General features: G+C 36.4%; 25 protein-coding genes, 1 other RNA gene and 1 riboswitch. Of the genes, 17 read left to right on the top strand and 9 right to left on the bottom strand.

Translation table 11 applies throughout. From position 1 onward, the window contains the following. Positions 1 to 279, top strand: a 279-nt coding sequence (gene tnpA, locus FCI53_RS06980; protein WP_138417203.1) for an IS200/IS605 family transposase, incomplete at its 5' end; no start/stop codon positions are given. A gap of 258 nt (positions 280 to 537) precedes the next feature. Here tnpA and FCI53_RS06975 read toward each other — a convergent pair. The 4 genes from FCI53_RS06975 to FCI53_RS06960 form a co-directional block, all read right to left on the bottom strand. Next, on the bottom strand, positions 538 to 3,111 hold the full coding sequence (locus tag FCI53_RS06975) for an ABC transporter permease (protein WP_138417201.1): 2,574 nt from the start codon (positions 3,109 to 3,111) through the stop codon (positions 538 to 540). Continuing rightward, on the bottom strand, positions 3,108 to 3,791 hold the full coding sequence (locus FCI53_RS06970) for an ABC transporter ATP-binding protein (RefSeq protein ID WP_138417199.1): 684 nt from the start codon (positions 3,789 to 3,791) through the stop codon (positions 3,108 to 3,110). The genes FCI53_RS06975 and FCI53_RS06970 overlap by 4 nt, the downstream gene beginning before the upstream one ends. Before the next feature lie 438 nt (positions 3,792 to 4,229). Next, positions 4,230 to 5,234, bottom strand: coding sequence for a sensor histidine kinase (locus FCI53_RS06965; RefSeq protein ID WP_138417242.1), 1,005 nt, complete (start codon positions 5,232 to 5,234; stop codon positions 4,230 to 4,232). 1 nt (position 5,235) lies between these two features. Then, on the bottom strand, positions 5,236 to 5,919 hold the full coding sequence (locus tag FCI53_RS06960; RefSeq protein WP_138417197.1) for a response regulator transcription factor: 684 nt from the start codon (positions 5,917 to 5,919) through the stop codon (positions 5,236 to 5,238). A 193-nt stretch (positions 5,920 to 6,112) separates the two neighbouring features. Between FCI53_RS06960 and FCI53_RS06955 the strand changes: the two genes are divergently transcribed. Further along, positions 6,113 to 6,307 carry a hypothetical protein gene (locus FCI53_RS06955; RefSeq protein WP_138417195.1) on the top strand — a complete coding sequence of 65 codons (195 nt, stop codon included), beginning with the start codon at positions 6,113 to 6,115 and terminating at the stop codon, positions 6,305 to 6,307. A 258-nt stretch (positions 6,308 to 6,565) separates the two neighbouring features. Here FCI53_RS06955 and FCI53_RS06950 read toward each other — a convergent pair whose 3' ends face one another. Further along, entirely contained in the window at positions 6,566 to 6,916 is a 351-nt protein-coding gene (locus tag FCI53_RS06950) for a hypothetical protein (protein ID WP_210238483.1), read from the bottom strand. Positions 6,917 to 7,094: 178 nt separating this feature from the next. Here FCI53_RS06950 and FCI53_RS21355 point away from each other — a divergent pair, with 178 nt between their 5' ends. From FCI53_RS21355 to ssrS, 3 genes are all read left to right on the top strand, one after another. After that, entirely contained in the window at positions 7,095 to 7,232 is a 138-nt protein-coding gene (locus FCI53_RS21355) for a hypothetical protein (protein WP_171038090.1), read from the top strand. Position 7,233: 1 nt separating this feature from the next. After that, positions 7,234 to 7,728 (top strand): VanZ family protein, encoded by a 495-nt coding sequence (locus tag FCI53_RS06945; protein WP_138417193.1) that lies wholly within the window; start codon positions 7,234 to 7,236, stop codon positions 7,726 to 7,728. 40 nt (positions 7,729 to 7,768) lie between these two features. Next, positions 7,769 to 7,958: non-coding RNA, 6S RNA (ssrS, locus tag FCI53_RS06940), on the top strand. A 90-nt stretch (positions 7,959 to 8,048) separates the two neighbouring features. On the opposite strand, the gene FCI53_RS06935 is transcribed toward ssrS, so the two are convergent. Further along, positions 8,049 to 8,495: a YaiI/YqxD family protein gene (locus FCI53_RS06935; protein ID WP_138417191.1), complete on the bottom strand. Its 447-nt coding sequence runs from the start codon at positions 8,493 to 8,495 to the stop codon at positions 8,049 to 8,051. A 121-nt stretch (positions 8,496 to 8,616) separates the two neighbouring features. On the opposite strand from FCI53_RS06935, the gene FCI53_RS06930 reads away from it, so the two are divergent. Together FCI53_RS06930 and FCI53_RS06925 are read left to right on the top strand one after the other, a co-directional pair. After that, complete coding sequence (locus FCI53_RS06930) at positions 8,617 to 9,489, top strand: CvfB family protein (RefSeq protein ID WP_138417189.1); 873 nt, start codon at positions 8,617 to 8,619, stop codon at positions 9,487 to 9,489. Between the two features lie 91 nt (positions 9,490 to 9,580). Then, positions 9,581 to 9,832 carry a sporulation protein gene (locus FCI53_RS06925; protein ID WP_138417187.1) on the top strand — a complete coding sequence of 84 codons (252 nt, stop codon included), beginning with the start codon at positions 9,581 to 9,583 and terminating at the stop codon, positions 9,830 to 9,832. Between the two features lie 98 nt (positions 9,833 to 9,930). Here FCI53_RS06925 and dapA read toward each other — a convergent pair whose 3' ends face one another. Beyond that, the gene (gene dapA / locus FCI53_RS06920; RefSeq protein WP_138417186.1) at positions 9,931 to 10,821 is read right to left on the bottom strand and encodes a 4-hydroxy-tetrahydrodipicolinate synthase; all 891 of its coding nucleotides are present in this window, start codon (positions 10,819 to 10,821) and stop codon (positions 9,931 to 9,933) included. 153 nt (positions 10,822 to 10,974) lie between these two features. Next, a riboswitch (Lysine riboswitch) is annotated at positions 10,975 to 11,157 on the bottom strand. A 101-nt stretch (positions 11,158 to 11,258) separates the two neighbouring features. Then, on the bottom strand, positions 11,259 to 12,209 hold the full coding sequence (locus FCI53_RS06915; protein WP_171038089.1) for a DNA polymerase beta superfamily protein: 951 nt from the start codon (positions 12,207 to 12,209) through the stop codon (positions 11,259 to 11,261). Positions 12,210 to 12,508: 299 nt separating this feature from the next. Between FCI53_RS06915 and FCI53_RS06910 the strand changes: the two genes are divergently transcribed. From FCI53_RS06910 to FCI53_RS06895, 4 genes are all read left to right on the top strand, one after another. Continuing rightward, positions 12,509 to 13,318, top strand: a complete 810-nt coding sequence (locus FCI53_RS06910) for an Fpg/Nei family DNA glycosylase (protein WP_138417182.1) — start codon at positions 12,509 to 12,511, stop codon at positions 13,316 to 13,318. A 16-nt stretch (positions 13,319 to 13,334) separates the two neighbouring features. Further along, positions 13,335 to 14,177 (top strand): deoxyribonuclease IV, encoded by an 843-nt coding sequence (locus FCI53_RS06905; protein WP_138417180.1) that lies wholly within the window; start codon positions 13,335 to 13,337, stop codon positions 14,175 to 14,177. 136 nt (positions 14,178 to 14,313) lie between these two features. Further along, the gene (locus FCI53_RS06900; RefSeq protein WP_138417178.1) at positions 14,314 to 15,504 is read left to right on the top strand and encodes an exonuclease SbcCD subunit D; all 1,191 of its coding nucleotides are present in this window, start codon (positions 14,314 to 14,316) and stop codon (positions 15,502 to 15,504) included. A gap of 20 nt (positions 15,505 to 15,524) precedes the next feature. Then, positions 15,525 to 18,617, top strand: a complete 3,093-nt coding sequence (locus FCI53_RS06895) for an AAA family ATPase (protein ID WP_138417176.1) — start codon at positions 15,525 to 15,527, stop codon at positions 18,615 to 18,617. Between the two features lie 80 nt (positions 18,618 to 18,697). Here the strand turns inward: FCI53_RS06895 and FCI53_RS06890 are convergent, their stop codons facing one another. Continuing rightward, a complete protein-coding gene (locus tag FCI53_RS06890; protein WP_138417174.1) occupies positions 18,698 to 18,949 on the bottom strand; it encodes a DNA alkylation repair protein in 252 nt (83 codons plus the stop codon). 75 nt (positions 18,950 to 19,024) lie between these two features. On the opposite strand from FCI53_RS06890, the gene FCI53_RS06885 reads away from it, so the two are divergent. The 6 genes from FCI53_RS06885 to FCI53_RS06860 all read left to right on the top strand — a co-directional run bounded on the left by FCI53_RS06885 (position 19,025) and on the right by FCI53_RS06860 (position 25,864). Further along, positions 19,025 to 19,894, top strand: a complete 870-nt coding sequence (locus FCI53_RS06885) for a patatin-like phospholipase family protein (protein ID WP_138417172.1) — start codon at positions 19,025 to 19,027, stop codon at positions 19,892 to 19,894. Between the two features lie 149 nt (positions 19,895 to 20,043). Beyond that, the gene (locus tag FCI53_RS06880) at positions 20,044 to 20,520 is read left to right on the top strand and encodes a hypothetical protein (protein WP_138417170.1); all 477 of its coding nucleotides are present in this window, start codon (positions 20,044 to 20,046) and stop codon (positions 20,518 to 20,520) included. A gap of 80 nt (positions 20,521 to 20,600) precedes the next feature. Continuing rightward, the gene (locus tag FCI53_RS06875; protein WP_138417168.1) at positions 20,601 to 21,026 is read left to right on the top strand and encodes a magnetosome magnetite crystal formation protein family; all 426 of its coding nucleotides are present in this window, start codon (positions 20,601 to 20,603) and stop codon (positions 21,024 to 21,026) included. Positions 21,027 to 21,839: 813 nt separating this feature from the next. Beyond that, positions 21,840 to 22,259 (top strand): hypothetical protein, encoded by a 420-nt coding sequence (locus FCI53_RS06870; protein WP_138417166.1) that lies wholly within the window; start codon positions 21,840 to 21,842, stop codon positions 22,257 to 22,259. A gap of 83 nt (positions 22,260 to 22,342) precedes the next feature. Further along, complete coding sequence (locus FCI53_RS06865) at positions 22,343 to 24,610, top strand: PepSY1/2 domain-containing protein (protein WP_138417164.1); 2,268 nt, start codon at positions 22,343 to 22,345, stop codon at positions 24,608 to 24,610. 312 nt (positions 24,611 to 24,922) lie between these two features. Continuing rightward, positions 24,923 to 25,864 (top strand): arabinan endo-1,5-alpha-L-arabinosidase, encoded by a 942-nt coding sequence (locus FCI53_RS06860; RefSeq protein ID WP_138417162.1) that lies wholly within the window; start codon positions 24,923 to 24,925, stop codon positions 25,862 to 25,864. Positions 25,865 to 26,101: the final 237 nt, after the last annotated feature.

Here is a 26,101-nt window from a genome sequence, read left to right as displayed (position 1 = left end):
ATCCTTGAGGGAAGTGTTGGAAAAGATCACATCCATTTATTAATCTCGTGTCCACCAAGCCTTGCCCCAAGTAAAATAATGCAGTACTTAAAAGGGAAATCATCTAGACTTCTCCAGGACCAATTCCACGATCTTAAAAAGAAATACTGGGGACAACATTTATGGGCAAGAGGTTACTTCTGTGCCACAGTAGGATCAGTGGATGAAGAAACAATTAGAAATTATATAGCCAATCAGTTTAGTGAAGAAAAGAACGAATCATTTAGGATTGAAGATTGAGTTCAGTAAAATTTCAGTTTGCTTCAGCATTTGATCTTTGAGATGACTTTAGTCTTAACAACGACTTTAGTCGTAGACATTTCATGTCCAAATCCACCTGCTTTAGCAGGTGGTCGTTTAATGGTCTTAATAAAATGAGAATCAGCATTTTAGAGAATAAATAGTAAACTGTTAACGGGGAAATAGTAAACAAGACCAACAATCGGTTAAATAGAAAAGGTATTGCTAAACATAGCAATACCTTTGGCTTTCGTAAACTTATATATTTTCTTGTTTTAAGCTTTCGATAATATTTTCGTTTTTAATTTTTGAGATCGAATAGAGCATCGCAGAGCCAACGATTAAGAAAATAACAACGATGACGAACAAAATACTTAACCATGGTAAGCTAAATCCGTATTCGAAAGTAAACCCAAGTGAATGATGGATACCAAACATAACAAGAATACTGATTGGAAGACCGTATAATAATGCCTTAACTCCATAGAAAATACTTTCATAATTTATCATTTTGTTAAAGCCTTTAGGTGTCATTCCGACTGAACGAAGCATGGCAAATTCCCGCTTTCTTAGGGAAATGCTAGTCGAAATAGTATTAAAAATGTTGGCAATCGAGATTAGCGAAATCAATGTGATAAAACCATAAGTGAAGACAGACATGAATAAAATCATTTGTTCTTCTTGTTGTCTTCGTTGGTAAACATTGTAAACATGAATATTATCTTCTTCTAGTTCTTCGATGGATTCTTGTGTTGCCATTGGATCTGTGGTGTTTAGAAAAATAGTAGTATTAACATTTAACTGCTCCGTGGTCAATTGGTCAATTGCGTCTTCATGTACAACCATCGTTAATCCACCGATTACACTTGTACTTACACCCATTGGGACTTGATCGGTCAGTGCCCCTATTTTTACTTTATTTACATAATCCCGTTGCGGAGAATCTCCTCGTGGCATTGTATATAACGGAATTAAACTCCCGACTTCTGATTGGATCGATTTAGTTTCAACAAATTTCCCTGTTTCATAATCTTGATAAGAAATCGTATCAATCACAATTGTTGTCGGTGAGTCTTGATTGTTAAAATCATCGATATCTACGCCTATTTGTTTGACATACGTTTGAAAGCTTTCATGATCTAACCCATGAACGCCTACATAATAAGGGTATTTTCCTTCTACTAGTATGGAATCGTCCGTTTGAATACTTTGTTTCAATTCATCCGCAACTTTTTCCTTGTCTATTAATGCTTCTAAATAAATTTCTTTACTGCTTGTTGCATCCGTTACATTTGTGAGCTGCTTGTACCGTTCCATCTGTTGGCTTTCCAGATCACCAGAAATTCGGATATCAAAGCTAATATCGTTTTGCGTCATTTCCATTGTTTTTTTCAGGTTGTCTGTAAAATAGGATACCGATAAAAACAATACAATGCTGATGACAAGAGAAAATACTGTTGCTAAATAACGTTTTTTATTTCTTTTTACATTCTTTAGTCCAATTTCAGCTTCCATGCCAAACAATTTTCGGACAAACTTAGAGGTTTTGATGTTTTTTCTAGATAGCTTTATGTCATGAGTTTGTCGAATAGCGTCGATGGCTGATACTTTTGAAGCCTTTTGTGCTGGGATAAAGGTAGAAATAAAAATCGTCACAATTGAAATACCAGATGCAACGAGGACAGACACGGGTGTAACGACTAGTTTTAACTCCTCTGAAATACCGAGTGCCCCTTCGAGTAACGTGTTAAGAAACGCAAATGTTACCCAAATACCAGCAATTCCTGAGATAATCCCAATTGGAATACTTATTGCTCCGATAACAATTCCTTCAAAAAAGACCGAGTTTCGTTTTTGTTTTTTGGTTGCTCCAACACTAGAAAGCATGCCAAGGTGTCTGGCACGTTCTGAAACACTGATCGCAAAAGCATTGTAAATCAATGCGACAGAACCAATGATAATCACCGCCATAATAATACCTGCTAACGTAAATAAGGTTTTACGCAAATCATCATTATCTGTAACACCATAATAACGAAGTAAATCTGAATTAAAATGGACTTGACCGATATTTTGTTGATTCGCAATCTTTTCTGCATGGTCAAATAAGGAACCTTTTACTTTGTCTAACACAACAAATGCATCGACCTCATCGTTTTTGTTAAGTGCCTGCTGATCGACATAGCCAATTACAGTGTAACCAGGTGACCAGGCTGGTTCCCAACTAGGTCGTTCAATTGTTCCAACAATCTTCACTGTTTTGTTTTCTTTGATTTGAAGTTTCTCTGTTATTCCTTCCTCAGAACGACTCAGAGGATTACTTTGTGTGAGTGTTTTACCTTGTGTGGTATCCCATCGATCACCAATATCAAAAGAAAGTTGATCTCCAATATTGTAGGAAGCCTCTGCTTTGTTAATAATATCTTCCGAAATAGCAATCTCATTTTCTTTGGTTGGCAGTCTTCCTTCCATAACTTTTAACGGAAATTGATTCATCCCAGTATGATTGTAGTTTTGAAAAAATAAGTAAGGTTTATCATCTTTTTCAGATGTGTTTAAGTTTGCGTAGCCATCACTTGCGACAATCAGTTCACTAGTTTCACTATCAGCAGCAATCGCTTCAATTTGGTTTTTAGTCACATCCTCATACTGAACGTGCCATTCGCCATTATTAGAAACTTCCTGTCTAATTAATAAATCTAAAAATGAAACACCGAGTGTTGCGACAGCGGTAATCATCGCAACCGAAATAATTACACCTATAATTGTTACTAGTGAGCGTCGTTTGTTTGCTTTTAAATGCCTAGTTGTTAATTTGTTGATAATATTCACGGACGGATCACCTCATCCTTGGCAATCTTACCGTCCTCAATCGAAATGACCCGATCTGCTTGAAGTGCGATGTCTTCATCATGGGTGATTACAATAAGTGTTTGATTATATGTTTTGTTGAACATTTTTAATAGCTCCATGATCTCGTTACTGTTTTTACTATCAAGGTTTCCAGTTGGTTCATCTGCAAGCATAATTGCAGGATTACTTATTAGAGCGCGTCCGATTGACACACGTTGTTGCTGACCACCTGATAACTGATTCGGAAGGTGGGTGAGACGATTGTTTAATCCTAAAATATCAACCACTTTATTGAACTGAGTTTCATCAACTTTTTGTTCATCTAATAACATTGGCAATGTAATATTTTCTTCTACATTTAAAATCGGAATTAAGTTATAAAATTGATAAATCAATCCAATTTGTCTTCTTCTGAAAATTGCTAGCTGTGTTTCATTCAAGTTATAAATATCTGTGTTATCAATCAAGACCTTCCCGCCTGTTGGACGATCAACTCCACCGAGTAAATGAAGTAGTGTTGATTTGCCTGAACCAGACGGTCCAATAATACAAACGAATTCACCTTTTTTTACGGAAAAGGATAAGTCATCAAGTGCTTTAACTGCCGTTTCTCCTTTGCCATACACTTTTGACAGATGTTGAATTTCTAATATATTCATGAAAAAACCTCCGAATTTTTTATTATAGCCTTAGTATATCTGTCAAGTATGACTTTAAAGTGACTCATAAGTGACAATTTATTCACTTTGAGCTCTAAGCGCGGAGTGGGAGGGGAATGTTAATAAATACCTATCTTTTAGTAAGGCTCTTGTTGCAAGATTTCTTAGTTGATAGAAACTCCGACATAAAAACGTGCTCTCGAGGGGAAGCGGAAACGGATCATTCCGTTATTTAGAAACCACCGTCTTCATTGCTCCTTTGTTCACCTTATCTATTACGTCGAAGTTTACCGTTATTTTGACTAAATAATATTCTTTTAGAAAACAGTCTTAATAAAGATAATCTGGCAATGACAGTGGCCAAGTTCCACTAATACGTAGCACAAATTTATTCACTTTGCTAACGCACAAAGAAAGAGTAAGCAGAAAACCGCTTACTCATATCACCTGTTTAAAAAATTTGATTTGAAATAATGTCCCCTTACCTGGTTCACTGGTTACTTTAATATCACCGTCTTGACTTGTTATAATACTGTATGCCATCGCAAGACCGATGCCAACACTATCATCACTTGCATTTCTTCCTTTGTAGAAACGTTTAAAAATATAAGGGAGATCTTCCTTTGGAATTCCGTTTCCAGTATCACGAATAGAAATTTCCGTATATAAGGCATTTTCTGAATAAGTAACCCTAATGTTGCCACCTTCATTTGTATGTTCGACACAATTTTTCAAGATATTAATTAGCGCTTCTACTGACCAATTAAAGTCACCTAAAAATACTGCATGTTCATCACCTTCAATGTATAACTGTTGCATTTTGATATCGATTGGTACTGCTAAAGGTTCGATGGCTCGACGAATCAAATCAACAACATGGATTGTTTCCTTTTTAAAAGCAATTGTACCAGCATCGATTTTTGAAAGTTTTAACAAGGAAGAAACAAGCCATTCCATCCGTTTTAACTGGAGTTGGATGTTACGAGTAAACTCGGATCGCTTTTCATTTTCTAATTTCTTATCACGTAATAAATCTGCCATGACCCGCATTGATGTAAGAGGTGTTTTTAACTGGTGCGAGATATCTGATATTGCATTGGTTAGTTTGGCTTTTTCTTCTTTTAATCCAACCCCGTGCTCAGCAAGTGTTAAGGTTACTTTATATATGTCACTTTTTAAGATGCTCAATTCTCCTTCACTATTGTCACGGACATCAAGGGTATAGTCACCACTACTAATTTGTCTCAAATAGCCTGAAAGCTTCTCCAATTCACGATAGCGCCATTTGGTGAAAATAAGTGCACATATCATTAATAGGAAAGCGATACCTAATACAAAAAATGCAACAGGCCATGAGAAAAATACGACAGCTCCAACAAATCCAATCGTAGTAATAAGGGAGAGTATTGTAATGAGTTGTTTAATTTCCCGATTTCGAAACAATTCAGTCACCGACCTTATAACCCATGCCACGTACTGTTTTTATAATGGTTGGGCTTTGCGGATTGTGTTCTAATTTTTCTCGTAACCTTTTAATATAGACAGTCAAGGTGTTGTCATTGACGAAATCCCCAGCAACATCCCATATACGGTCCAACAGCTGTGCTCTGGTGAGAACTTGTCCAATATGATTAGCAAAAATAAGAAAAAGTCGATATTCTAAAGCAGTAAGTAATACTTCCTGATCATGTTTGAATACTTTACCTGTTAATGTATTAATCTGAATTGATTCAATTTTAATTAGATTGGTTGAATGTGTTTGCTTATGGTACCGACGTAATACCGATCTAATTCTTGATAACAGCTCGCGAATACGGAATGGCTTGGTAATATAATCATCTGCTCCCATATCTAGTCCCATTACAACATTGACCTCATCATCATAAGCCGTTAAGAAAATGACCGGTAAATCTGCAAGCTTTTTTACTTGTTCACATAATTCATAGCCGCTACCATCAGGCAATGATAAATCAAATAGGCACAAATCGATTTCATCTATTTTACTGTTCATCATAGCTTTTGCTATTGTTGCATTATGACAGAGAATCGTTTCGTAACCTTCTTGTTGCAACGAATACTCTAGTCCAGAAGCAATTGTTCGATCATCTTCCGCTAATAAAATCTTCATTCCGTTCATCCTTCAATTTATTTTCTTTTATCATATTGGAAATGGTGGCGATTCGTCAAAGGTAGTAAGTATTAAATTAAATTAACTAATATAGTTGTCTGAAAATTATGTTAGAATGAGTTGATATGGATCTTAAGCTAAACAGGGGCTTTAAAGAAAAAAATGTAATATAAAATAGTAGAGGTGATATAACATGGTAAATATGGGGATTTCGATAACATTAATTGCTGTTATTTCAGTGATTGCTTTAGTTGCCACTTTGTTGTTGGGTGGAAAAAGTGATGAAGGCTACAATAATAAAGCAAAAGAAAATATAACACTTTTATCGTTTATTTATATAGTGGCGATAGGAGGGTCATTAGTCGCATTGGCAATATTTATATTTTAATTAAGAAGCGTGCATAAAGGGAGGATGAGTTATGGTTAAGTTGTCGGATACCTAGATCCAAAAAAGGGCTTCCTAAAACGTTGAAAGCCCTTTTTATATCTATAATATTATTCCCGCATGTAACTGGAAGTAAGCTCCATCACTTTCTACAAGGTAAAACCAAAGAAGATTAGTGGTTGAGGGACTGCGGGTCTCTCCTTGCGTTACTAGCCATCAGTGGTGATGAAAGAATTCCCCACTGATTTAAGTTTTACTTTATTAAAATGGACCTGGACCAAAACCTATACCTGGGCGAGGTCGTGGACCGGGATAACCATATCCGCCACCGAAGCCAGCACCTGCTCCAGGATAGCCTCCAAAACCAGGACCGAAACCAGCGCCTGGATATCCATATCCTACACCTGCTCCAGGATAGCCATAACCTCCGTATCCTGGTCCGAAACCAGGTCCGAAACCAGGTCCATACTGATCGAATAATTCTCCACCTAAATATCCAAGTCCAAAGCCTAATAGTCCAGCACCTACTGGTCCGATGCCGAATTGTCTATCATGTTGTTGTGCATGAGGATGAGCCGGGTGAATGTTTGCTGTTGGGAATTGATGATACATGAATGATTCTCCTTTCTACCCAATAGGGAAATGTCTAATGTGCTATGCGTTATTATCATATGAACCGTGGATCACTTTGTAAGGGACATTCACCCAAATTCCCTAAACTTGTTAATCAAATGACACGTAAGGTATACTTTACCAATACATAATAAAATATAATAGAAGGGGAATGAAAATGTTAAAAGTTCAAATGATAGTACAAACAACTTATAATGGGAAGATATTACGTAAAGGAAAAGAATATGAGGTCAATGAATCAACAGCCCGACGGTGGGATGCCAGTAAGATTGCGAAAATTGTAGAAGAACAGTAGTATGTTACCAGTGAAACAAGGGGGAAATAGGAAACGAAATGGAACATTTCTTTGGAGAGGTACCTTATATCTTTGCCTGATCATTTATCTTGCTCTATTAATTTATCTATTATTTTTCTCTCATTATCGCCAGTCTGTTCAAGGGATGAACTCTGTTAATTTAATCCCGTTTACATCCATATTCCAGTATCTATCTACATTCTCAGGCTTTCATACTGGATTACTAACGGATAACTTTTTTGGTAATATCCTTGCCTTTATGCCGTTTGGATTTTTGCTTTCCTGTCTGTATGGGAGGATGAGAAGGTTAATAAAAATTGCCATATTGTCTATGATGACATCGATTACGATTGAAAGTTTACAATTTGCTTTTTCTGTAGGGGCGATGGATATTGATGATGTCATTCTTAATACTAGTGGTGGAATGGTTGGATATGGTTTGTTTCGAATTATGAAACAGCTGCTAAAATCATTTAAATATCGATTTTACATTTAATTCCCATTTACATTTTATCCATAAGCATGTAATATATAAATACAAGCTGCGATGTGCGTAATGATAATTAAGTTTTAACCTTTAATGCTGTAATAGGGAGTTTAACATTGAAGCTGGAATGTCATGCCTCCGAACTAGAGTGGACGACAGGAATGTTTCTGCGAACACCCACTTTGAGGAGTGGTGGTTTAGAACTTTCTTATAACCATTACGGCATATGTGGCTGCTATATATCAAATAATCAAACCAGTTCCGATTTCGGAACTGGTTTTTTGGTTTTTTTATGAATTCTTTCATTGGAAAAGGTAGGAATTTTCGTCTTACGTGGTTGTCTCGATAACTTCTAGGAACACGGAACGAAACTTTTCACGGTCCTCATTCGTTAATGCTTTTGGGCCTTTCGTTTTGTACCCACTTTTACGTGCTTTGGCATTTGCATGTCGAGTCGTTAACAATTGATCGATATTCTTTGCCGTATACATAAATCCTTTATGATGAAGGACAATGCAGCCTTTTCCAAGAACAAGTGCAGCGAGACCATAATCTTGCGTGATAATTACATCTTGTTTTCTAGCTAATTTCATGATTTTGTAATCGGCAGCCTCTGCACCAGCATCTACATAAACTGTGTCGACACCATCTGGTTGTTGAGCATTGGAAAAATGGGAAAAACTTTGAACAAGAACAACTGGAATACGACGTTTTGTTGCCTCTTGAATGATAATTTCTTTAACTGGACATGCATCTGCATCGACATAAATTTTCATAAGATTCTCCTTTAATTGATTCTCAATCGAATGATGCTGTTTAATGTGTGGTATTATAACATAATAAAGGAATTATTTTCATTTACATAATGATTTTACTTACAGAGAAAGAAGGGTTAATATGAGCGATTTACAAGTTGGAACTATCCAAAAATTAACTGTAGCAAGAAATATTGAGACTGGATATGTGTTATCTAATGGTCAAAGGGAAGTGCTTTTACATATGAATGAAGCGTCAAGTGAGGAGATAGAAGAGGGTGCGGAGGTCGAAGTATTCCTTTATCAGGACAAAAAAAGTCAAACAGTCGCTACCATGACGATCCCAACCGTTCGTTTGGATGCCTTTGATTGGGCAGAGGTCGTGGAAGTAAAGAAAGATTTAGGTGTGTTTGTTAATATTGGTATTCAGAAGGAAATCCTAGTATCCAGCGATGATTTACCTTTATGGGAATCTGTCTGGCCCGTGAAGGGTGACGAGCTATATGTTGCGTTGGATACGGACAAGAAAGGAAGACTAATCGCACAACCTGTTTCGGAAAATGACTTTGACGATAATTTTGAACAAGCTCCTAAAGAACTTCATAATAAATCTATTAGTGGAAGAATAATTCGTACGGATCGAGAAGGTGCGGTGATCATCACAGAAGAAGGGTATCGTGGGTTTATTCATCATTCGGAACGTAAACAGGAACCCAGGCTTGGCGAGTGGGTAAAAGGACGTGTGATTGAGGTTAAAGCAGATGGCGCGATCAATATATCCTTATTACCTCGCAAACAAGAAAAGATGGGGGATGATGCGGAAAAAATCCTTCATTATTTACAAGAAAATGGTGGAGAAATGCAATATGGGGACAAAAGTGATGCCGAAGTAATCATGCAACAGTTCCAAATCAGTAAAAGTGCGTTTAAACGTGCATTAGGAAAACTAATGAAAGAAAAGAGAATTGAACAAAAAGATGGCATTACACGTTTGCGAACTGAAAGAGAAATCTAGTGACTATTTGATCCAAATGAATATTATCTTTTATTCCTACCATGCTATTCGTATGAGTTAATTTTTAACAATAGTGAAAGGGTGGATAAAAGTGGATCAAAATTTAGCTTACTTACATGAAGTTTTATCAAATTATTTAGAGGAAAATGATGCGATTCGTCATATTGATCAGAAGCTTCGAGCAAACCGGTATCCATCAGAGGAGGCATTTGCTAAAGATTTACAACAAGAGGACATTCAAATGTTAACGCAAATTTTACAAAAAGAAATGCATCATGCAAATGAATCAGGGGATCATGAACGTGGATATCAACTAAATGAAGTGTATGAACAGCTTTATTAGTGATTATAATGGTACAACATAATTTCAATCTTGGTCTATGGACTATAAAAATAATAAAACCAAGGCAATGACCTAAAAAGGTTTGCCTTGGTTATTTGTTATCCTACATTATAGTTTGTTCGAAGAAAACTCATGCTATGTTCTAACATTTGCTTTTCTTCGTTGTTTAAAGGAATTAACGGTAAGCGAACAGAACCGACTGGAACCCCGGTCATATTTAACGCTTCTTTTACTGCGGTTGGATTTGGTGCCATAAATAACGCCTTCATAATTGGTAAAACGTTTTGATGGATCGTTGCCGCCACTTGTGGTTCCCCACGCAAATAGCTACGAACCATTTCCTGCATGTCGTTACCGATGACGTGTGATGCAACAGATACTACACCTTTACCACCAATCGATAAAACAGGTAACGTTAGTCCATCATCACCAGTATAAAGAGAGAACGAATCGTCTGTTTCTCTTATAATCGTTGTCATGGCATCTAAATCTCCACTTGCTTCTTTTATAGAAACAATATTTTCCACTTGTGAAAGTCGAATAACCGTTTCAGGCGTCATACCGACTACACTACGACCAGGAATGTTATACAACATTACTGGTAAGTTTGTAGAATCGGCAATTGCCTTAAAATGTTGGTACATTCCTTCTTGTGAAGGTTTATTATAGTATGGTGTTACTAACATAATTCCATCAACACCAATTGTTTCAGCTTGTCTTGTTAGTTCAATCGATTCGCGCGTGTTATTTGAGCCTGTACCAGCAATAACTGGAACACGATTTTTAACTGTCTTTACGACAAACTGAAGTAGCGAAAGCTTTTCTTCTTTGGAAAGGGTAGGGGATTCACCTGTTGTACCAGCTACCACCAATCCATCCGTACCATTTGTAAGCAAATGATTAATTAACGTTTCCGTTCTTCCATAATCCACATTTCCATTTTGATCAAAAGGTGTTACCATCGCAGTTAATACATTACCAAAATTCATTTCCATTCACCTCTATCCATAGTTTTAAACAAATTCGATCAACTTAACGGACTTTCATATGAATAGAGGGTATCTCATCACAACAAAGCATGTTAGAACACAAAAAAACAGCAACGTGGCTATCGTTGCTGCATCAGTAATCTTCATTATGATGCGTGAGATAGCCCTCCATATAGCAAGATGCTATATGACAGCCCTGCATTTATTTAATGCAGAACCAGTGAAGTAGAAAAATGAGTTCCTACTCACTTCGGCAAATCCCCCTTTCAGTTACATTCAGTGGATCTCACTCTCCTCCTGTAACCTACTAATGGTCTTCGCTCCTCTATCCTCACTTCAATGTTTTATTGAAGTAAAGTTTGTTTAAATTGTATATCTAGACTATATCAAATAAATGTAGTAGATGCAATGGTTCGAAAAGAATAATTGTTAATCTTTTACACTTTCTTTATTCCGTAACAATCGGAAATCAAATCAACATATAGTTGATTAATATTAGCTTGATTTACTTTCTCAGGTAATATACTTGTTTGTTTCGCTTGTTCTAATTTTATAAAAAGTTCATTGGTTTGTTGAAATACTTCGTCCCATGTGTAGTTCCCGTTACGAATGGCCAATAAAAAATCTCTGTCTTTTTCACGATAAACGGTTAATTCTCCAGTATCTAATACTTCAATCCCCATCAAAAGCAGGCGAACGACATGCATGGCATGTTTGTAAAGTTTATTTGTCGGTTGTTTAATTGATTTTTTCTTTTTATTATAGCTTTTCAATGTATTTGCTAACTCAGAGACAAATCGATTGATTTGTGATAAAGGGGTAGAAGTAAAATTCATATCAACATCCACCTCTTGCTGCTGGTTGGGATTAGAATAAACACGCGTGATTTCAATAGGTTTTACATCGTTGCTATCAAGCTTATGTAATAGTTGGCTACTCATCCGTTCAAGTGTTTCGTGTAAATGGTCATAATGATCCTGTTTCGTTGTTTTCCCTAAGCCATTTTTTATCCGCATTAGTTGGTCTCTTGCATAACCACCAAAAGCATTGTAACAATTCTGCGACAAAAATAAGTGTCGTTGTTGCCTGAGAATTTTTCCGTATTTGTTTTGACTGACAATAAACTGTTCTGGCACAAATAATGTTTCAAGCATGGTTGGATTTTGCGAGCGAAACAAGTGCATGGCCTTTTTTAAGGAGTGAAATTCAATATCTGGATCGTGATAGGTAGTGGTTTCCCATGGTTTTGATAGTTGAAGATTATATGCTGGTGGTAAAAGGACAACTGCTTTCTGATCGACATCACTTGTTTCCGTTGCTAAACCATAGGCAGTTGACCCAGTAATAACTTGATAAATCGTATTTGCTTGTAGTATCTCTAGTTGCACGGAATGACACCCTCCATCTTGGTTAAAAATAGGTCTAGACTTATTTTTATTATAATGGATCATTCATACGATTCAAACTGCTGTCTGTTCAGTTGTTTTACATATAGACTGCGACGTGGTAGTAAGTGTGAATTAGATTAGCGGAATGGGATGTTTCGTTTGTTCTTCAAAAATGAGAATTTTATTTAAACGTTATACGATCCATCTCGATCGACAACAAGTCGGTGTTTAATCAACTACGAAGTGTGAGGTTAGGAGACACACATAGTTATACTTTAACAAAAGAAAGAGGTATAAACATGCCGGAATTACCTGAGATGGAAAATTACAAGCGGTTATTAACGAAGAAAATTGGTGAGCGAACGATTACAGATGTACAAGTGAATAGAGAAAAATCAATCAATGTGGCGACTAATGAATTCATAAATCGAGTCCAACACCATCAAATAGTAGAAGTGAAACGTCGTGCCAAATATTTGGTTTTCACGCTTGATACTGGAGACAAATTATTACTTCACTTAATGCTTGGCGGGTGGATGTTTTATGGAGCAGGATTGGATAAACCTGATCGCACCATCCAGATACGGTTAAGTTTCGGGGAGGAGCATCTTTATTTTATTGGCTTACGTTTAGGCTATCTTCATCTGTTAACACAACAACAGTTAGACGAAGAGTTACAAGATCTAGGGTCTGAACCATTGGATATTAATTATTCACTTGATGCATTTTTAAGTGATGTTAGAGAAAAAAGAGGGAAATTGAAAGCCGCACTGGTGGATCAACAATTTTTAGCTGGAATAGGGAATCGTTATTCGGATGAAATTTGTTGGGATGCTCAGTTGTTACCTACACGGCAAACTAATGAATTAAGTAACGAAGAAAGCGTAAGGCTTTATCATTCCATTCGTCATGTGCTGCAACAGGGATTAAAACATGGTGGCTATATGGATACGCCATTATATGTAAATGATCATAAAACAGGGAGATATCACCACTTTTTTAAAGTATATAATCGTGAAGCGGAAAACTGTCCACGCTGTGGAACGACGATTACCCGGGATGAAGTGTCCTCACGTAAATGTTTTTATTGTACTGCTTGTCAACAATAAAGGAGGAAGGGTTACGATGAAATTTGGTTGTCATGTCAGCATAAGAGATGGCTATTTAGGTGCTGCACAATATGCAACAAAGATAGGGGCTAAAGCATATCAGTATTTCCCAAAAAATCCACGTAGTTTATCAATCAAAGATTTTGATCGATCTGATGCAAAGGAATGTAAGAACTATTGTCAAGATAAGCAATTGGTTTCAATTTCCCATTCTCCATACCCGACGAGTCTTGTACCAACAACAGATAAGAAAAAGAAGCAAGTGGTGGAATCGTTACTAAATGACTTACATATTTCCGATAGTTGCGGATCAATCGGTGTTGTCGTTCATTTCGGCAAACATATCGATGCACAAGACCCACTTGCTAGTTATCAAATCATGATTCAGACATTAAATACGGTTCTTGGACAATGGAACGGGGATTGTAAAATTCTACTTGAAAATAATGCAGGTAAACCAGGTACAATCGGAACAACGCTAGAGGAACTTGTTCAAGTACGGAAACTTTCTAATTATCCTGAAAAAATCGGCTTTTGCTTTGACACATGTCATGCATTTGCTAGTGGATTGTGGAATGGTAATAATTGGCAGGGAGTTGTACATAATGGGGAAGCCTTAGGCTACTTTGATCATTTACAAGCGATCCATCTAAACAATTCCAAATACCCAACAGCATCTGGGAAAGATCGTCATGCGAATATTTTTCACCATGGCCATATTAGCAAGGAACAATGGCAGGATTTGATGGAATACTTCATGGTAAAAAAGATACCGATGATTATGGAAACACCAAATCATCAAGAAATAACCCATCAACGAGAATTAGCAGAGTTGCATAAAACATGGCCAGAGGGCTAATTGTGAAAAAAATTAGACAGTTGGTGATAATTACTAATAAAAATTAGTCGATTTTAACTCGATCATGAAGGATAAATCGACAAAATCTAGTATAATACAAGATAGAGTTTACTATATCCTTGAGAGGAGCGGTTTAATGAAGTTATTTCACACAGCTGATTGGCATTTAGGAAAACTTGTTCAAGGGATCTATATGACGGAGGATCAACGTTACATTCTTGACCAGTTCGTGGAAGCCATTAAACAAGAACAACCTGATGCTGTTATTATTGCGGGAGATTTATATGATAGAGGGGTTCCACCAACAGATGCTGTTAATCTATTAGATGAGGTGCTAGAAACGATTGTGCTAGATTTAAAGACACCAGTAATAGCAGTTGCCGGAAACCATGATAGCCCAGGTCGATTAAATTTTGGAACCAATATGATGAAATACAATGGCTATCATATGGTTGGACAATTCCCGGAAGAGTTTGAACCAGTAATACTATCTGATCACCATGGGGAAGTTCATTTTCATCTTGTTCCGTATACAGACCCGAGTGTTGTTCGACATGTTCTCGATGATGAGGAAATTCAAACACACAATGACGCGATGACCAAAATCGTAGAAAAGATTAAAAGTCAATGGGATCCTTCAAGTCGACATGTATTCGTTGGTCATGCATTTGTGACACCGAATGGTGAATCTATGGATAATACTAGTGATTCTGAGCGTCCACTATCCATCGGTGGTGCGGAGCATGTTGATGCAAATCTTTTTACAAAGTTTAACTATACCGCACTTGGACACCTCCACCAGGCACACTATGTGTTAAATGAAACCATTCAATATTCTGGTTCTCCATTAAAATATTCTATTTCAGAGGAAAGTCATAACAAAGGTTTCCACATTGTGGATATAGATGAAACGGGAGCAGTTACAATTGAAAAACACCCGTTGGTGCCGAAGCATGATATTCGGACAGTCGAAGCTACAATGAATGATTTGCTGACACACCCTAAACATGATGACTATGTGTTTGTTCGCCTGTTAGATGATGTTCCGATCCTTTCCCCAATGGAAAAAGTACGTTCTGTTTATCCAAATGCCATGCATGTTGAGCGGAAGTTGAGTCGTTCACCAATCGAAAATGGCCAAGCAGAAGATGTCACGAAACGTACTAAAATGGATGATTTTTCTTTATTTGAAGCGTTTTATAAAGAAGTAAAAGGACAAGAGGCATCAGAAGAGACCAAATCCATTTTCAAAGAGGTATTACAAGAATTACTTCATGATGATCATGAACAAACCGTTGATAAACGTAAAAAATCTGTATCCAATTAAGAAAAAAGGAGTGTCGGCAATTGAAGCCTATTTCATTAAGACTGACAGCGTTTGGCCCTTATAAATATACAGAAACGATCAATTTCAAGGACCTGAAAAACAATCGTTTATTTGTAGTATCAGGGAAAACTGGTGCAGGTAAAACAACTATTTTTGATGGGATTTGTTTTGCTTTATATGGATCAGCAAGTGGGGAAGACCGCAATGATACCAAAATGTTACGTAGTGATTTTGCTGATGATGACGTGCACACTTCAGCAGAATTAATCTTTGAATTGAATGGACGGTTTTATCGTGTTTTGCGTCAACTTGGACATGTAAAGAAGGGAAATAAAAGTCCGACAGGTGAAAAATACGAATTTTACGAGCAGGTAGAAGACAAAGAAATCCCTTGTGTTGATCGGCAAATTGTAACGGAAATTAATCAAAAGATTGAGCAATTGATCGGTTTAACAATGGACCAGTTCAGCCAAATTGTCATGTTGCCACAAGGCGAGTTTCGTAAACTATTAACCTCTCAAACCGAAAATAAAGAAGCGATACTGCGAAGAATTTTTAAAACGGAACCGTATCGGCAAATTGGTGAAAAGCTGAAGGAAAAGAAGAAGGTCGCAGAGGAGTCCTTTAAACAGGCGGAACAACAGCTATCCCAATATATTAGTGGCATAAATGCTACTTTACCCGAACGCGATTCCTCGCTGCTTTTTCAAGTGCTTGCAGAAGACCATTATAATGTCCATCAAGTGCTTACAGGTCTTGACGAAGAAATCACCTTCTATCAAGACAAAATAGCAGAAGACGAGAAAAACTATCACCAAGCATATCGCATTCATGACCAGAAACAAATGGCTTACCATCAAGCAAAAGCAATCAATGACCGTTTCCAACAATTAAATCAAAAACAAGAAAGATTAAAACAGCTTCAAGAACAGGTCCCAATTTTTACAGAAAAAGAATCAACACTACAATTAGCAGAAAAAGCTAGTCAAGTAGAAGTTCATGAAAATCATTATCAAGATTGGTTGCGAACAGTGAAAGAAAAACAAACAGAGCAGACACAAGCCAAAAGTCATTTGGAAAAAGTAACGGATCAATTAAATCGCGCGACAAATGTCTATGAACACGAACAAGCAAAAACTAGTGAACGAGAAAAAGTCGCAAAACAGTTAGATAAGCTTACCGAATATTTACCAGTTGTAAAAGAGATCGATGACCAAAAGCAACAATTAGCGAATTTGTATCAGCAAGTGACACAGCAAAAAAAGGATTATAAAGCATTAGAATCACAAGTTACAAAAGCTAAAGAAAACAAGCAAAAACTTAGCAGTGACATAAAAGTACTCGAACAATCCACGAACACTTTAATTGAGAAACAAGAGCAGTTACTTGAAATGAGAGAACAGTATCGTAAAATTGATGAGTTTATTAAATTAAGGGATAAACAGCAGCAGCTCAAACAACAATACGAGAATAAACAGGAATTATTTACACGCACCAAAGCTGATTATGCAACGTTAGAAAATGATTGGATTAACGGACAAGCTAGTGTCCTTGCTGCCCATTTACATGATGGACAAGCGTGCCCTGTATGTGGAAGTGTGGAACATCCACATAAAAACGACGTCCAACACGATTCTCCAACGAAAGAGCAATTACAAGCTGCAAAAAAACATTTAGATCAAGTAGAGACAGATTACCGTAATGTGATGGCACAATTTGAAAACCAGCAAAAACAAGTGCAACAAAAGCAAGAAGAAATAGAAGAAATAACTACTGAGATCGATGGAATTGATGCATTACGTAAAAGTCTGAAAGAACAAGGTCAGGAATTAAATAAAGAAACCGAGCAATTAAAAACTGATAAACAAAACCTAGAAAAACAAAGACAAGCATATGAAAAACTAGAAAAAGAACTAGAACAATTGGATTCTAAAATGCAGCAGATCATTCACAACTATAATGAGTTAAAAACTAACTATGAATCCAAGCTAGCAGTGTATAAAGAAAAAGTTGAGTCAATTCCCGAACAAGTTCGTCAGTTATCGGAATTAGAAAAGCAAATTCAACAAGTGTCCGTCCAGAAAGAAAAACTAGACCAAGCATGGGAATCAGCACAGAAACAGCTGGAAGCGGCTAAACAAACCTTTACCAAAGCAGAAACAGACTTTGAACATGCTAACAAACAAGTGGATGAGGCTAAATCGAAAACAGAAGCGGCCGAAAACGCCTTTATAGAAGCTTTAACAAAAGCAGATTTTCAGTCGAGTGATGCTTATACCCAAGCAAAAATACCTGAACAAACTAGAGAACAATTAAAAGAAGAGATTAATCAATTTAAACAATCTCTCTCCCTGTTAGAACAACAAGTGAAAGAATTAAAAGAGTCGCTACAAGACCATCAGCAAGTAGATATCCAAAAATTAGAAGAAGAACTGGAGCATTACCGTCGGGCATATGAGTCGGCATTTAAAGAATGGAATCAATCCAAGGACTTCCATAAAGATGCAACAGAATTAAAAGTGAACATCATGGAAGCAAACCAACAAGTAATTGAACAAGAAAAATTATGGAATCAGGTTGCTGATCTATACGATGTGATTAGAGGGCAAAACAGCTCGAAAATATCGTTTGAACGCTATTTACAAATTGAATATCTCGAACAAATTATTCATGCCGCCAACGAACGATTAAAGCGAATTTCCAATGGACAATTCTACTTAATGAGAAGTGACCGCATGGAAAGCCGAGGGAAGCAAAGTGGTTTAGGGTTGGATGTGTATGATGCCTATACAGGACAAACTCGTGATGTGAAAACATTATCTGGTGGAGAGAAATTTAATGCTTCTTTATGCCTAGCGCTTGGGATGGCAGATGTGATTCAAAGTTTCCAGGGCGGGGTATCGATTGATACGATGTTTATTGATGAAGGATTTGGGTCATTAGATGATGAATCATTAAACAATGCGATTGATACGTTAATTGACTTACAAAAATCAGGCAGAATGATCGGTGTCATCTCTCACGTACAAGAATTAAAAACAGCAATTCCAGCCATCTTGCAAGTAGAGAAGACAAAAGAAGGTTACAGTAAAACGAAATTTGTTGTGCAATAGCTTGTTTTTAGGGTAAAAACGTCCACTCATTGAGGTGGACGTTTTGTTATGTTTGAAAGGAAAAGAAATTTTTTTTCAAGTTAACCTCTTGGATTATTTTCTGCATTTTTGATAAACTGTATCTCATCCTCTATTAAACCACAAGAGCCACACTGGATTTTTTTGTCTGGGCCATTATATGGTGTATGGAATGGATCTAAGCTATCACTCGTAAATTCATTCGTTACTTGACCTGTCGCTGGGTCCAATTTAACTGGTGTTGCTACTTGTTCAATCACATTAAATCGAGATCGATTTGTTTTACAATTAGGGCATAGATATGGATTCGTCATTATTATACACCTCCATGATCTATCATTCCCTTTACAATGGATACTATGAATTTTTCAGGAAATGAGGTGTAACCAATGCAAGACATCGGATTAGTTTTAGAAGGTGGGGGGATGAAGGGGCTGTACACTGCTGGCGCACTCGAATTTTTTATGGAACAAGAATTATATTTCCCATATGTCATAGGCGTATCGGCAGGAGCATGCATGGCAGCTTCTTATTTATCCCGTCAAAAAGACCGAAATCGAAAAGTAAATATTGATTTTGTGGATGATGCCCGTTTTATTTCTTATTCCAATCTATGGAAAAAGCGTCAATTATTTGGCATGGATTTTATTTTTGATGAAATTCCTAATAAACTTGTTCCATTTGATTTTGATACGTTTTTATCTAGTAAAGAGGAACTTGTCGTCGGCACAACCGACTGTGCAACAGGCAAACCTGTTTATTATACAAAGGCAGAAGATGGACACGCAATGTTAACATTAATTCGTGCATCAAGTTCCTTGCCATTTGTGGCGCCAAGTGTTTCTTATAAGGATAAACACTTACTAGATGGGGGAATCTCTGATCCGATCCCGGTAAAAAAAGCACGAGCAGATGGGTTTTCGAAAAATGTTGTCGTGATGACCAAACCAAAGGATTATCGTAAAAAACGGAGTAAGTTTTCTTCGGTCATGAAAATGATTTATCGAAAATACCCCAAAATTAGTGAACAATTAAACCAACGTTATGTTACCTATAATGATACGTTGGACTTTATGGAGGAAGAAAAACAAAACGATCGTCTATTTGTTATCCAACCTAGTGTGGATCTTGAGGTAAGCCGTGCAGAACGTGATCCAGCTAAGTTAACCAGTTTATACAAACTTGGCTATGAAGATGCAAAAAAACAATATGCCTCCTTACAGTACTTTCTTAACAGTCATACCCCAATTCATAGTTAAGAAAAGATAGAGGAAAGTCAGGTGCAACTAAATGGTGATTAAATTTTGGGGAGGTAAACCTAACCTCCCATTCAAAATCATGAAGTGTCGTGATTAGTGAGATAAAGAAGTCTATACATATATTAAACAATGAGAGGGGGGATGTTGTTGTGGATCTTCAACCACCATTAAAAGATAGGGTGATCACCTCAATTGGATATGCTCTACCTATCTTCCTATCTGGCCCTTTGCTGTCGATCGATGCCGTACTGACAGTGGGAGCAGTTTTAGTCTATTATTTCATACTGAGGAAGCAGTCAAGGTTTTTCTTTCATCATGTCAGGCAAAACGTGAATGTGGTGCTAAGTTATTATCTATACAGGGGAATCATTAATTTATTTATTTTTTTAGTTGAACGAGTATTGTCTATGGGAGGGGAAGGACTTCAAGAGTGGATAGCTGAACAAGTATTTTTGCAACCATTGTTCTTTTTCCTTGGAGTATTGTCTCCTATCTTTTTCACCTTACTACTCCAATCAGTATTCCACATTGCGCTAGGACTGCTAATTATTTTCGTATTAATGGGCAAGTGGACACGCATCCCACTTGTGATTCGATTTATTAAAACAGAGATGCACGAATTATAATAAATTCTTCTATTTAATTGAAGCATGGTATTTCAACTAATGGAAAGAATCTTTTAAAGAAAGGAGCATTATTGATTAGTATGGCAAGTCAAACTTCTATGAATGAGCGGTTGATCGCAGCGGCTGCGTACGGTCTCACCATGTTAGTAGCAGTTCCGTTACTCTCGGTCGCGATCGCCTGGTTGTTTTATTATTTGTTACGTGGACATTCTGTTTTTGTGCAAAATCATTTAAAACAGAACGTTAACCTCATCACGAGCTATCATGTATACGTATTTGTATTTTTACTTTTATTTCTCATTGTTCCCAATATGGGAGGGGTCCTAGAATGGTTGACTGAGAAGGTTCCTTTAATTGGAATAACTTTGACATTAGGAGGAATATCCTCTATTTTCTTTATCATTATAGCGACACTTCTCATCATGGCAGTGCTTATGGTTTTGATCATCTTTACTTTATTCGGACAATGGATTCGCGTTCCGTTAATCATTAAATTCGTTAAATAAGGTACATTGCTGTTTAAAAATAAAAATTATAAATGGTGTATTTGAGCACTAAAATATGCGTTAAGATAGTACGGATAAGCGCTATCATTTATATAAGACAAATAAATCCATTCGCTAGGGAAGCAGAATGGATTTATTATTATTATATGGAGAACTTTTTAGTGTGAGGTTTCTTGCAATGAATTTTTAATGAACTATTTCATTGATATTTAAGGAAGCAATTCAACAGGGGGATACTGCTGTTTCTAATTAGGAAGGCAAGTTTCCCGGAATCGGATTATTGTGGAAGGTTCATTTCTTTTTAAGGTACTCACATTTTAATTCCCAATAATATATTTTGGTTAATCCCCAATTTAACCATAGATCATGAATAACAGAGGATCCCACAAATATAACGAGTGGCCAATCTAGATGTTTCAAATGTAATCCCCCTTTCTGTTCTTCCATTATATTGTCAATCGGCCTGTTTAATTCAATTGCTTAAGATATTTTATGATGTTCCCATAACGATTGTTCGACAGATATGAAATATATGCTCAGTTTGTGAGGATAAATCGTTCCATTTTGGATAAAACAATAGTAGAACCAATCTAGAATAGTGGTGATAAAGTGGAAGAAATACATGAAAAAAGATATTGTGAGCGGTGTAACCAAGAGACAACACATGTTGTAAAAGAGTATGCACTAGAAATCGAGTATCAATGTCAAAACTGTCATCATCAAGAACAAATGGTAAAAACTTTTTTTTAAAAGCTCAAATCAGTCATTTGAGCTTTTTTCATTTTTTGCAACTAATTGACACAGGTGGTAGAAATGAAACTAATTGACGAACTAATAGAACAACTTATAACAATTGTACACGAATATAAACAGGATCGGATCGATCACATCGAATTTCAACTACAATTACAATACCTGATATCTAGAATTGATAAGGTAGAAATTAACTTTCATGTACAACCATTGGATCGTGTAGTGAAAAAGAATCATACTAAACCGTTTAATCAATTATTATTTAAAGCAAAATACCATGCAATAGAATCAATTTTATCCCTACAAAAGACACACAATAGACAGGCTTTACAAGCAAAATTACATGCCATTATCCTAAAAAACCTGTATTTTGAATCGATTGAAAAGCTATTATTCCAAAGTTGCGAAGCTTATATGGATAAAAATCAATTAAACTGCATAGTAACTGATAAGGATGTTTTTATTTATCGTGACGGGTGAGGAAAGTCTTATCTTTTTGTTTTTTCAGAAAAATTCGATTGTTTGTGTTATACTAATCGCAGTATGGCAAAGGGGGAATACATATGGGTTGGAAAAAGACAAGTGTCATGACAGTTTCGTCATTACTATTGCTTGGTGCAATTCCACCAATGGTACATGGACAAGACAGCAGTTCGATAACAACTACGATTACATCAGAACAAACAGTAGATTCACATAGTTCTTCAGCTTCAACGGTAGTAGGGGAACAAGGAATATCGTTGGATCAACTTATCACAAAAATAAAAAATCTGTTTCCAGAGAAATTCGCTTCAGCAAATGAACAAGATTTTCAGTTAGAATTCACACCTAATCGCACTGAAGATAACGATGTGAAAAGCTATCGAGTATCATTTTTTGAGCAAACCGCAACAAATCAACCAAGGCATGCAAGCTTTGAGTTTACTGGGGAAGAACTGGAACTATCACAATTTTATTTTGATGTAGAAGACCCATCAGAAGCACTCTTCCCACCTAAAGTTTCTGAACAAAAAGCGGAAGAGATTGCTAGAGACTTTATGAAACAAATTAATCCAAACGAAAACTATCGACTAAACAACGAAATGTACCACAGCTACACAAACATGAATTCGCCACTTACGGAACCAATTGAATATCGGTTTACGTTCAATAAATTGAAAGATGATATTCCGGTACAGAATCAGTCTGTGTCCATTAATGTGTTATCTAACGGAGAAGTGATACAATATAACGGACCTTTCCAAAACAAGGAAGCAACATTTGAAGATACCACTGGGTTAAAATCAAAAGATGTCATTTTGAATACATTACAAGATGAGCTCGATCTTGAACTACGCTATTTGATCAGACGTGACCACCAAACAATGAAAACAACTGCCCATTTAACTTATCGTGAAACACCGATCATCCAAGGTATATCAGCAAAAGATGGAAGTTATTTCATAAATGGAGAATATACGGATGAAATCCCCGATCATGATCAAAAACTAACACAATTAGCTACTTCAACGAAAGCAAAAACGTCTGTGACGCGAGATGAAGCAAAAACAATAGCCAAACAATTACTGGAACCACAAGAAGAAGGGACCACGTTGCACATTGAAGGTGTGATGGAGAATGAAACAGCAAATGGGGAAAAAACGTACGACATAAGATACATGTACCAAACCGGTAATAGCGGTCATGGTTCAACGGTCCAAATCAAACAAGCAACTGGCGAACTTATTCGATTCTCGGCAGATGGTAACTATAATCCGAATGAGGAAGTCGAGATAAATGTGACACAAGAACAAGCATTAGATAAAGCGATCAACTATTTAGAACAGTATGCATACACAAATCTTGATGAGTACGCCTATCCAATAGCATCAAATAAGGAAACATACCAGCACAATGATTCCAACTATTATTTTTCTTTCCCCCGTGTGAAAAATGGTTTGATTGTGGAAGGAGATACTATTCGAGTTGGTGTTTCCAAACAGGATGGAAGATTAGTATCATTATTGATCAATCGTAGTGAGATTGACGAATGGCCTAATCCAGAAAATGTCGTTCGTAAAGATAAAGCACTAGAAGCATTCAAAGAACATTTAGACTTAGAACTCTACTATGCTGCAAATACAGATAAGGATAACAACAGCTTGCAATATAAATTGAGCTATCTCAGAGACGGTCATAATCAATCATCCTTTTTTAATGCCGTTACTGAAGAGTGGCAAAACAGTAATCCAAATCAACAAGGAAGTGAATATGAAGACATCACATTAGGCCATCCTTGGGCAGAAGAAGAACTTCAATTTATGATCAAAAATAATATCATCGAGGTAGAGGATTTAGCATCATTCGATCCTAACCAGGCAGTAACAAAAGGGGAAGCGCTTGAGATTTTATCTAAATCACTGACTCGAATCTATCAGGATCCATATCAAAATGAAGAGGAGAATAGCCCGTTCACCAATATTGATCAAAACCATCCATTATACGATATTATTAAACGTTCGGTGGATACAGGGATTTTAGATGACCAAAGTCCCACATTCGATGTTGATGAACCTTTAACTCGCGAAACTCTAGCCTTTTGGCATATTCGTGCACTAAATCTTAATCCAGTTGCAGACAGACACGACATTTTTAAGTATGATTTTGCTGACGCAGATGAAATAAGTGACATAAATAGAGGGTATGTTGTCTTAGCCGATTCACTTGGGTTGCTTAACCGAGATATGGACAATAAATTTTTACCACAAGATGAAGTAACCTATGCACAATTAGCAGTCGCAAATATAGCACTCGCAAAACTAAGTGCATCAGAAGATTTTGCTTTAAATTAAATGAAGTTCTAGTAGACCAAATCGCATCGTTGATTTGGTCTACCTTTCTTTTGTTCAAAACTTATATACTTTTGGTTTGCATTTGCTAAATCTTACTTTTACATAAGATTTGAATCTTCCAACTGTTTAAGTAATATGCAAACATTCGCTACATCACAATAATCCTGAAACCAAAAACAAGCAATTTAATGTGAATGAATTATGACAAAATGAAGTTAATGCTAGTACATACAAAATGCAATTGGTACTTTATGTTAAAATAATAGGTGGTTATGAAAGGGTTTACTTTATTAATAGAAAGGAGAATGTCTAATGTTTAATACCAAACCTTTTGAAGGGGTTAACTTTTACGATATCGATTGGAATCTGAATGGTCATTTATGGGCACATGATCCTGTAATTTCTAGGGAAGGGAATTACTGGTATGTATTTCATACAGGAAGAGGCGTACAAATTAAATCTTCTGAAGATGGTTCCAATTGGAAGGCAGAAGGTTCCATTTTTCAACGTCTACCAGAATGGAGTAAAGCGTATGTACCTGAAAAAACTGATGAGAGTCTTTGGGCACCAGATATATCTCTTTATAATGGAACCTACTATTTATATTATTCCGTCTCTACATTTGGAAAAAATACATCCGCGATTGGTTTAGTCACCAATACAACACTTGATTCAAATAATTCAAACTATGACTGGAACGACAAGGGGTATGTGATCCACTCAACAACTGAAGACAATTTTAATGCGATTGACCCTAATTTAATTGTTGATCAACAAGGCCAGCCATGGTTAAATTTTGGATCCTTCTGGTCTGGTAATAAATTAATTAAATTGAATCCTGAAACGATGAAGCCGGAAGAAGGTGCTGAACTATTATCTATCTCCAGTCGAACAGAACAACCTAACTCGATTGAAGCGCCTTTCATTATCTATCATAACGGCTATTATTATCAATTTGTATCCTTTGATTTCTGTTGCCGCGGGTTAGAAAGTACATACAAAATTGTCGTTGGACGATCAAAAGACATTACTGGACCTTATATGGATAAAAATGGCGTATCGATGATGGAGGGAGGCGGAACATTGATCGATGCAGGCGATGACCGTTGGATAGGACCCGGACATTGTGCAGTTTATCACGGAGACGACTCCTCCATTCTTGTCAATCATGTCTACGATGCTTTAAATGAAGGAAAACCAACCTTACAAATCAGAGCCTTGTATTGGGATGCAGATGGTTGGCCACATTTATAATTAGACTTTTAATCTAGTGAAAAAATCTATTAAGGTCTCTTTTTTTATAAACTACAAGTTTAGCAGATAAAGCAATCATACGGTAATAAACCTTCAATAGATATGTTAAACGAAAAACGTTTGGATTAATTAAAATCCAAGCGTTTTTTTATACCATTTTTAAATATCATTTCAAAGCATCCTAATTCCTACCATTTTTTCCTACTATTTTAAACTCAACTAATATTTAAAAGGAAC

This window comes from Aquibacillus sediminis (genome assembly GCF_005870085.1).
GTDB classification, from domain to species: domain Bacteria; phylum Bacillota; class Bacilli; order Bacillales; family Amphibacillaceae; genus Aquibacillus_E; species Aquibacillus_E sediminis.
Note: the sequence above shows the minus strand (reverse complement) of the source record. Positions and strands in the feature narration are given on the sequence as shown.

Bases quoted from the DNA above. Each gene is read 5' to 3' on its own strand.
- FCI53_RS06970 (WP_138417199.1), bottom strand. From the start codon at position 3,791: ATGAATATATTAGAAATTCAACATCTGTCAAAAGTGTATGGCAAAGGA.
- FCI53_RS06960 (WP_138417197.1), bottom strand. From the start codon at position 5,919: ATGAAGATTTTATTAGCGGAAGATGATCGAACAATTGCTTCTGGACTA.
- FCI53_RS06955 (WP_138417195.1), top strand. From the start codon at position 6,113: ATGGTAAATATGGGGATTTCGATAACATTAATTGCTGTTATTTCAGTG.
- FCI53_RS06950 (WP_210238483.1), bottom strand. From the start codon at position 6,916: ATGTATCATCAATTCCCAACAGCAAACATTCACCCGGCTCATCCTCAT.
- FCI53_RS21355 (WP_171038090.1), top strand. From the start codon at position 7,095: ATGTTAAAAGTTCAAATGATAGTACAAACAACTTATAATGGGAAGATA.
- FCI53_RS06945 (WP_138417193.1), top strand. From the start codon at position 7,234: ATGTTACCAGTGAAACAAGGGGGAAATAGGAAACGAAATGGAACATTT.
- FCI53_RS06935 (WP_138417191.1), bottom strand. From the start codon at position 8,495: ATGAAAATTTATGTCGATGCAGATGCATGTCCAGTTAAAGAAATTATC.
- FCI53_RS06930 (WP_138417189.1), top strand. From the start codon at position 8,617: ATGAGCGATTTACAAGTTGGAACTATCCAAAAATTAACTGTAGCAAGA.
- dapA (WP_138417186.1), bottom strand. From the start codon at position 10,821: ATGAATTTTGGTAATGTATTAACTGCGATGGTAACACCTTTTGATCAA.
- FCI53_RS06910 (WP_138417182.1), top strand. From the start codon at position 12,509: ATGCCGGAATTACCTGAGATGGAAAATTACAAGCGGTTATTAACGAAG.
- FCI53_RS06905 (WP_138417180.1), top strand. From the start codon at position 13,335: ATGAAATTTGGTTGTCATGTCAGCATAAGAGATGGCTATTTAGGTGCT.
- FCI53_RS06900 (WP_138417178.1), top strand. From the start codon at position 14,314: ATGAAGTTATTTCACACAGCTGATTGGCATTTAGGAAAACTTGTTCAA.
- FCI53_RS06890 (WP_138417174.1), bottom strand. From the start codon at position 18,949: ATGACGAATCCATATCTATGCCCTAATTGTAAAACAAATCGATCTCGA.
- FCI53_RS06885 (WP_138417172.1), top strand. From the start codon at position 19,025: ATGCAAGACATCGGATTAGTTTTAGAAGGTGGGGGGATGAAGGGGCTG.
- FCI53_RS06875 (WP_138417168.1), top strand. From the start codon at position 20,601: ATGGCAAGTCAAACTTCTATGAATGAGCGGTTGATCGCAGCGGCTGCG.
- FCI53_RS06870 (WP_138417166.1), top strand. From the start codon at position 21,840: ATGAAACTAATTGACGAACTAATAGAACAACTTATAACAATTGTACAC.
- FCI53_RS06865 (WP_138417164.1), top strand. From the start codon at position 22,343: ATGGGTTGGAAAAAGACAAGTGTCATGACAGTTTCGTCATTACTATTG.
- FCI53_RS06860 (WP_138417162.1), top strand. From the start codon at position 24,923: ATGTTTAATACCAAACCTTTTGAAGGGGTTAACTTTTACGATATCGAT.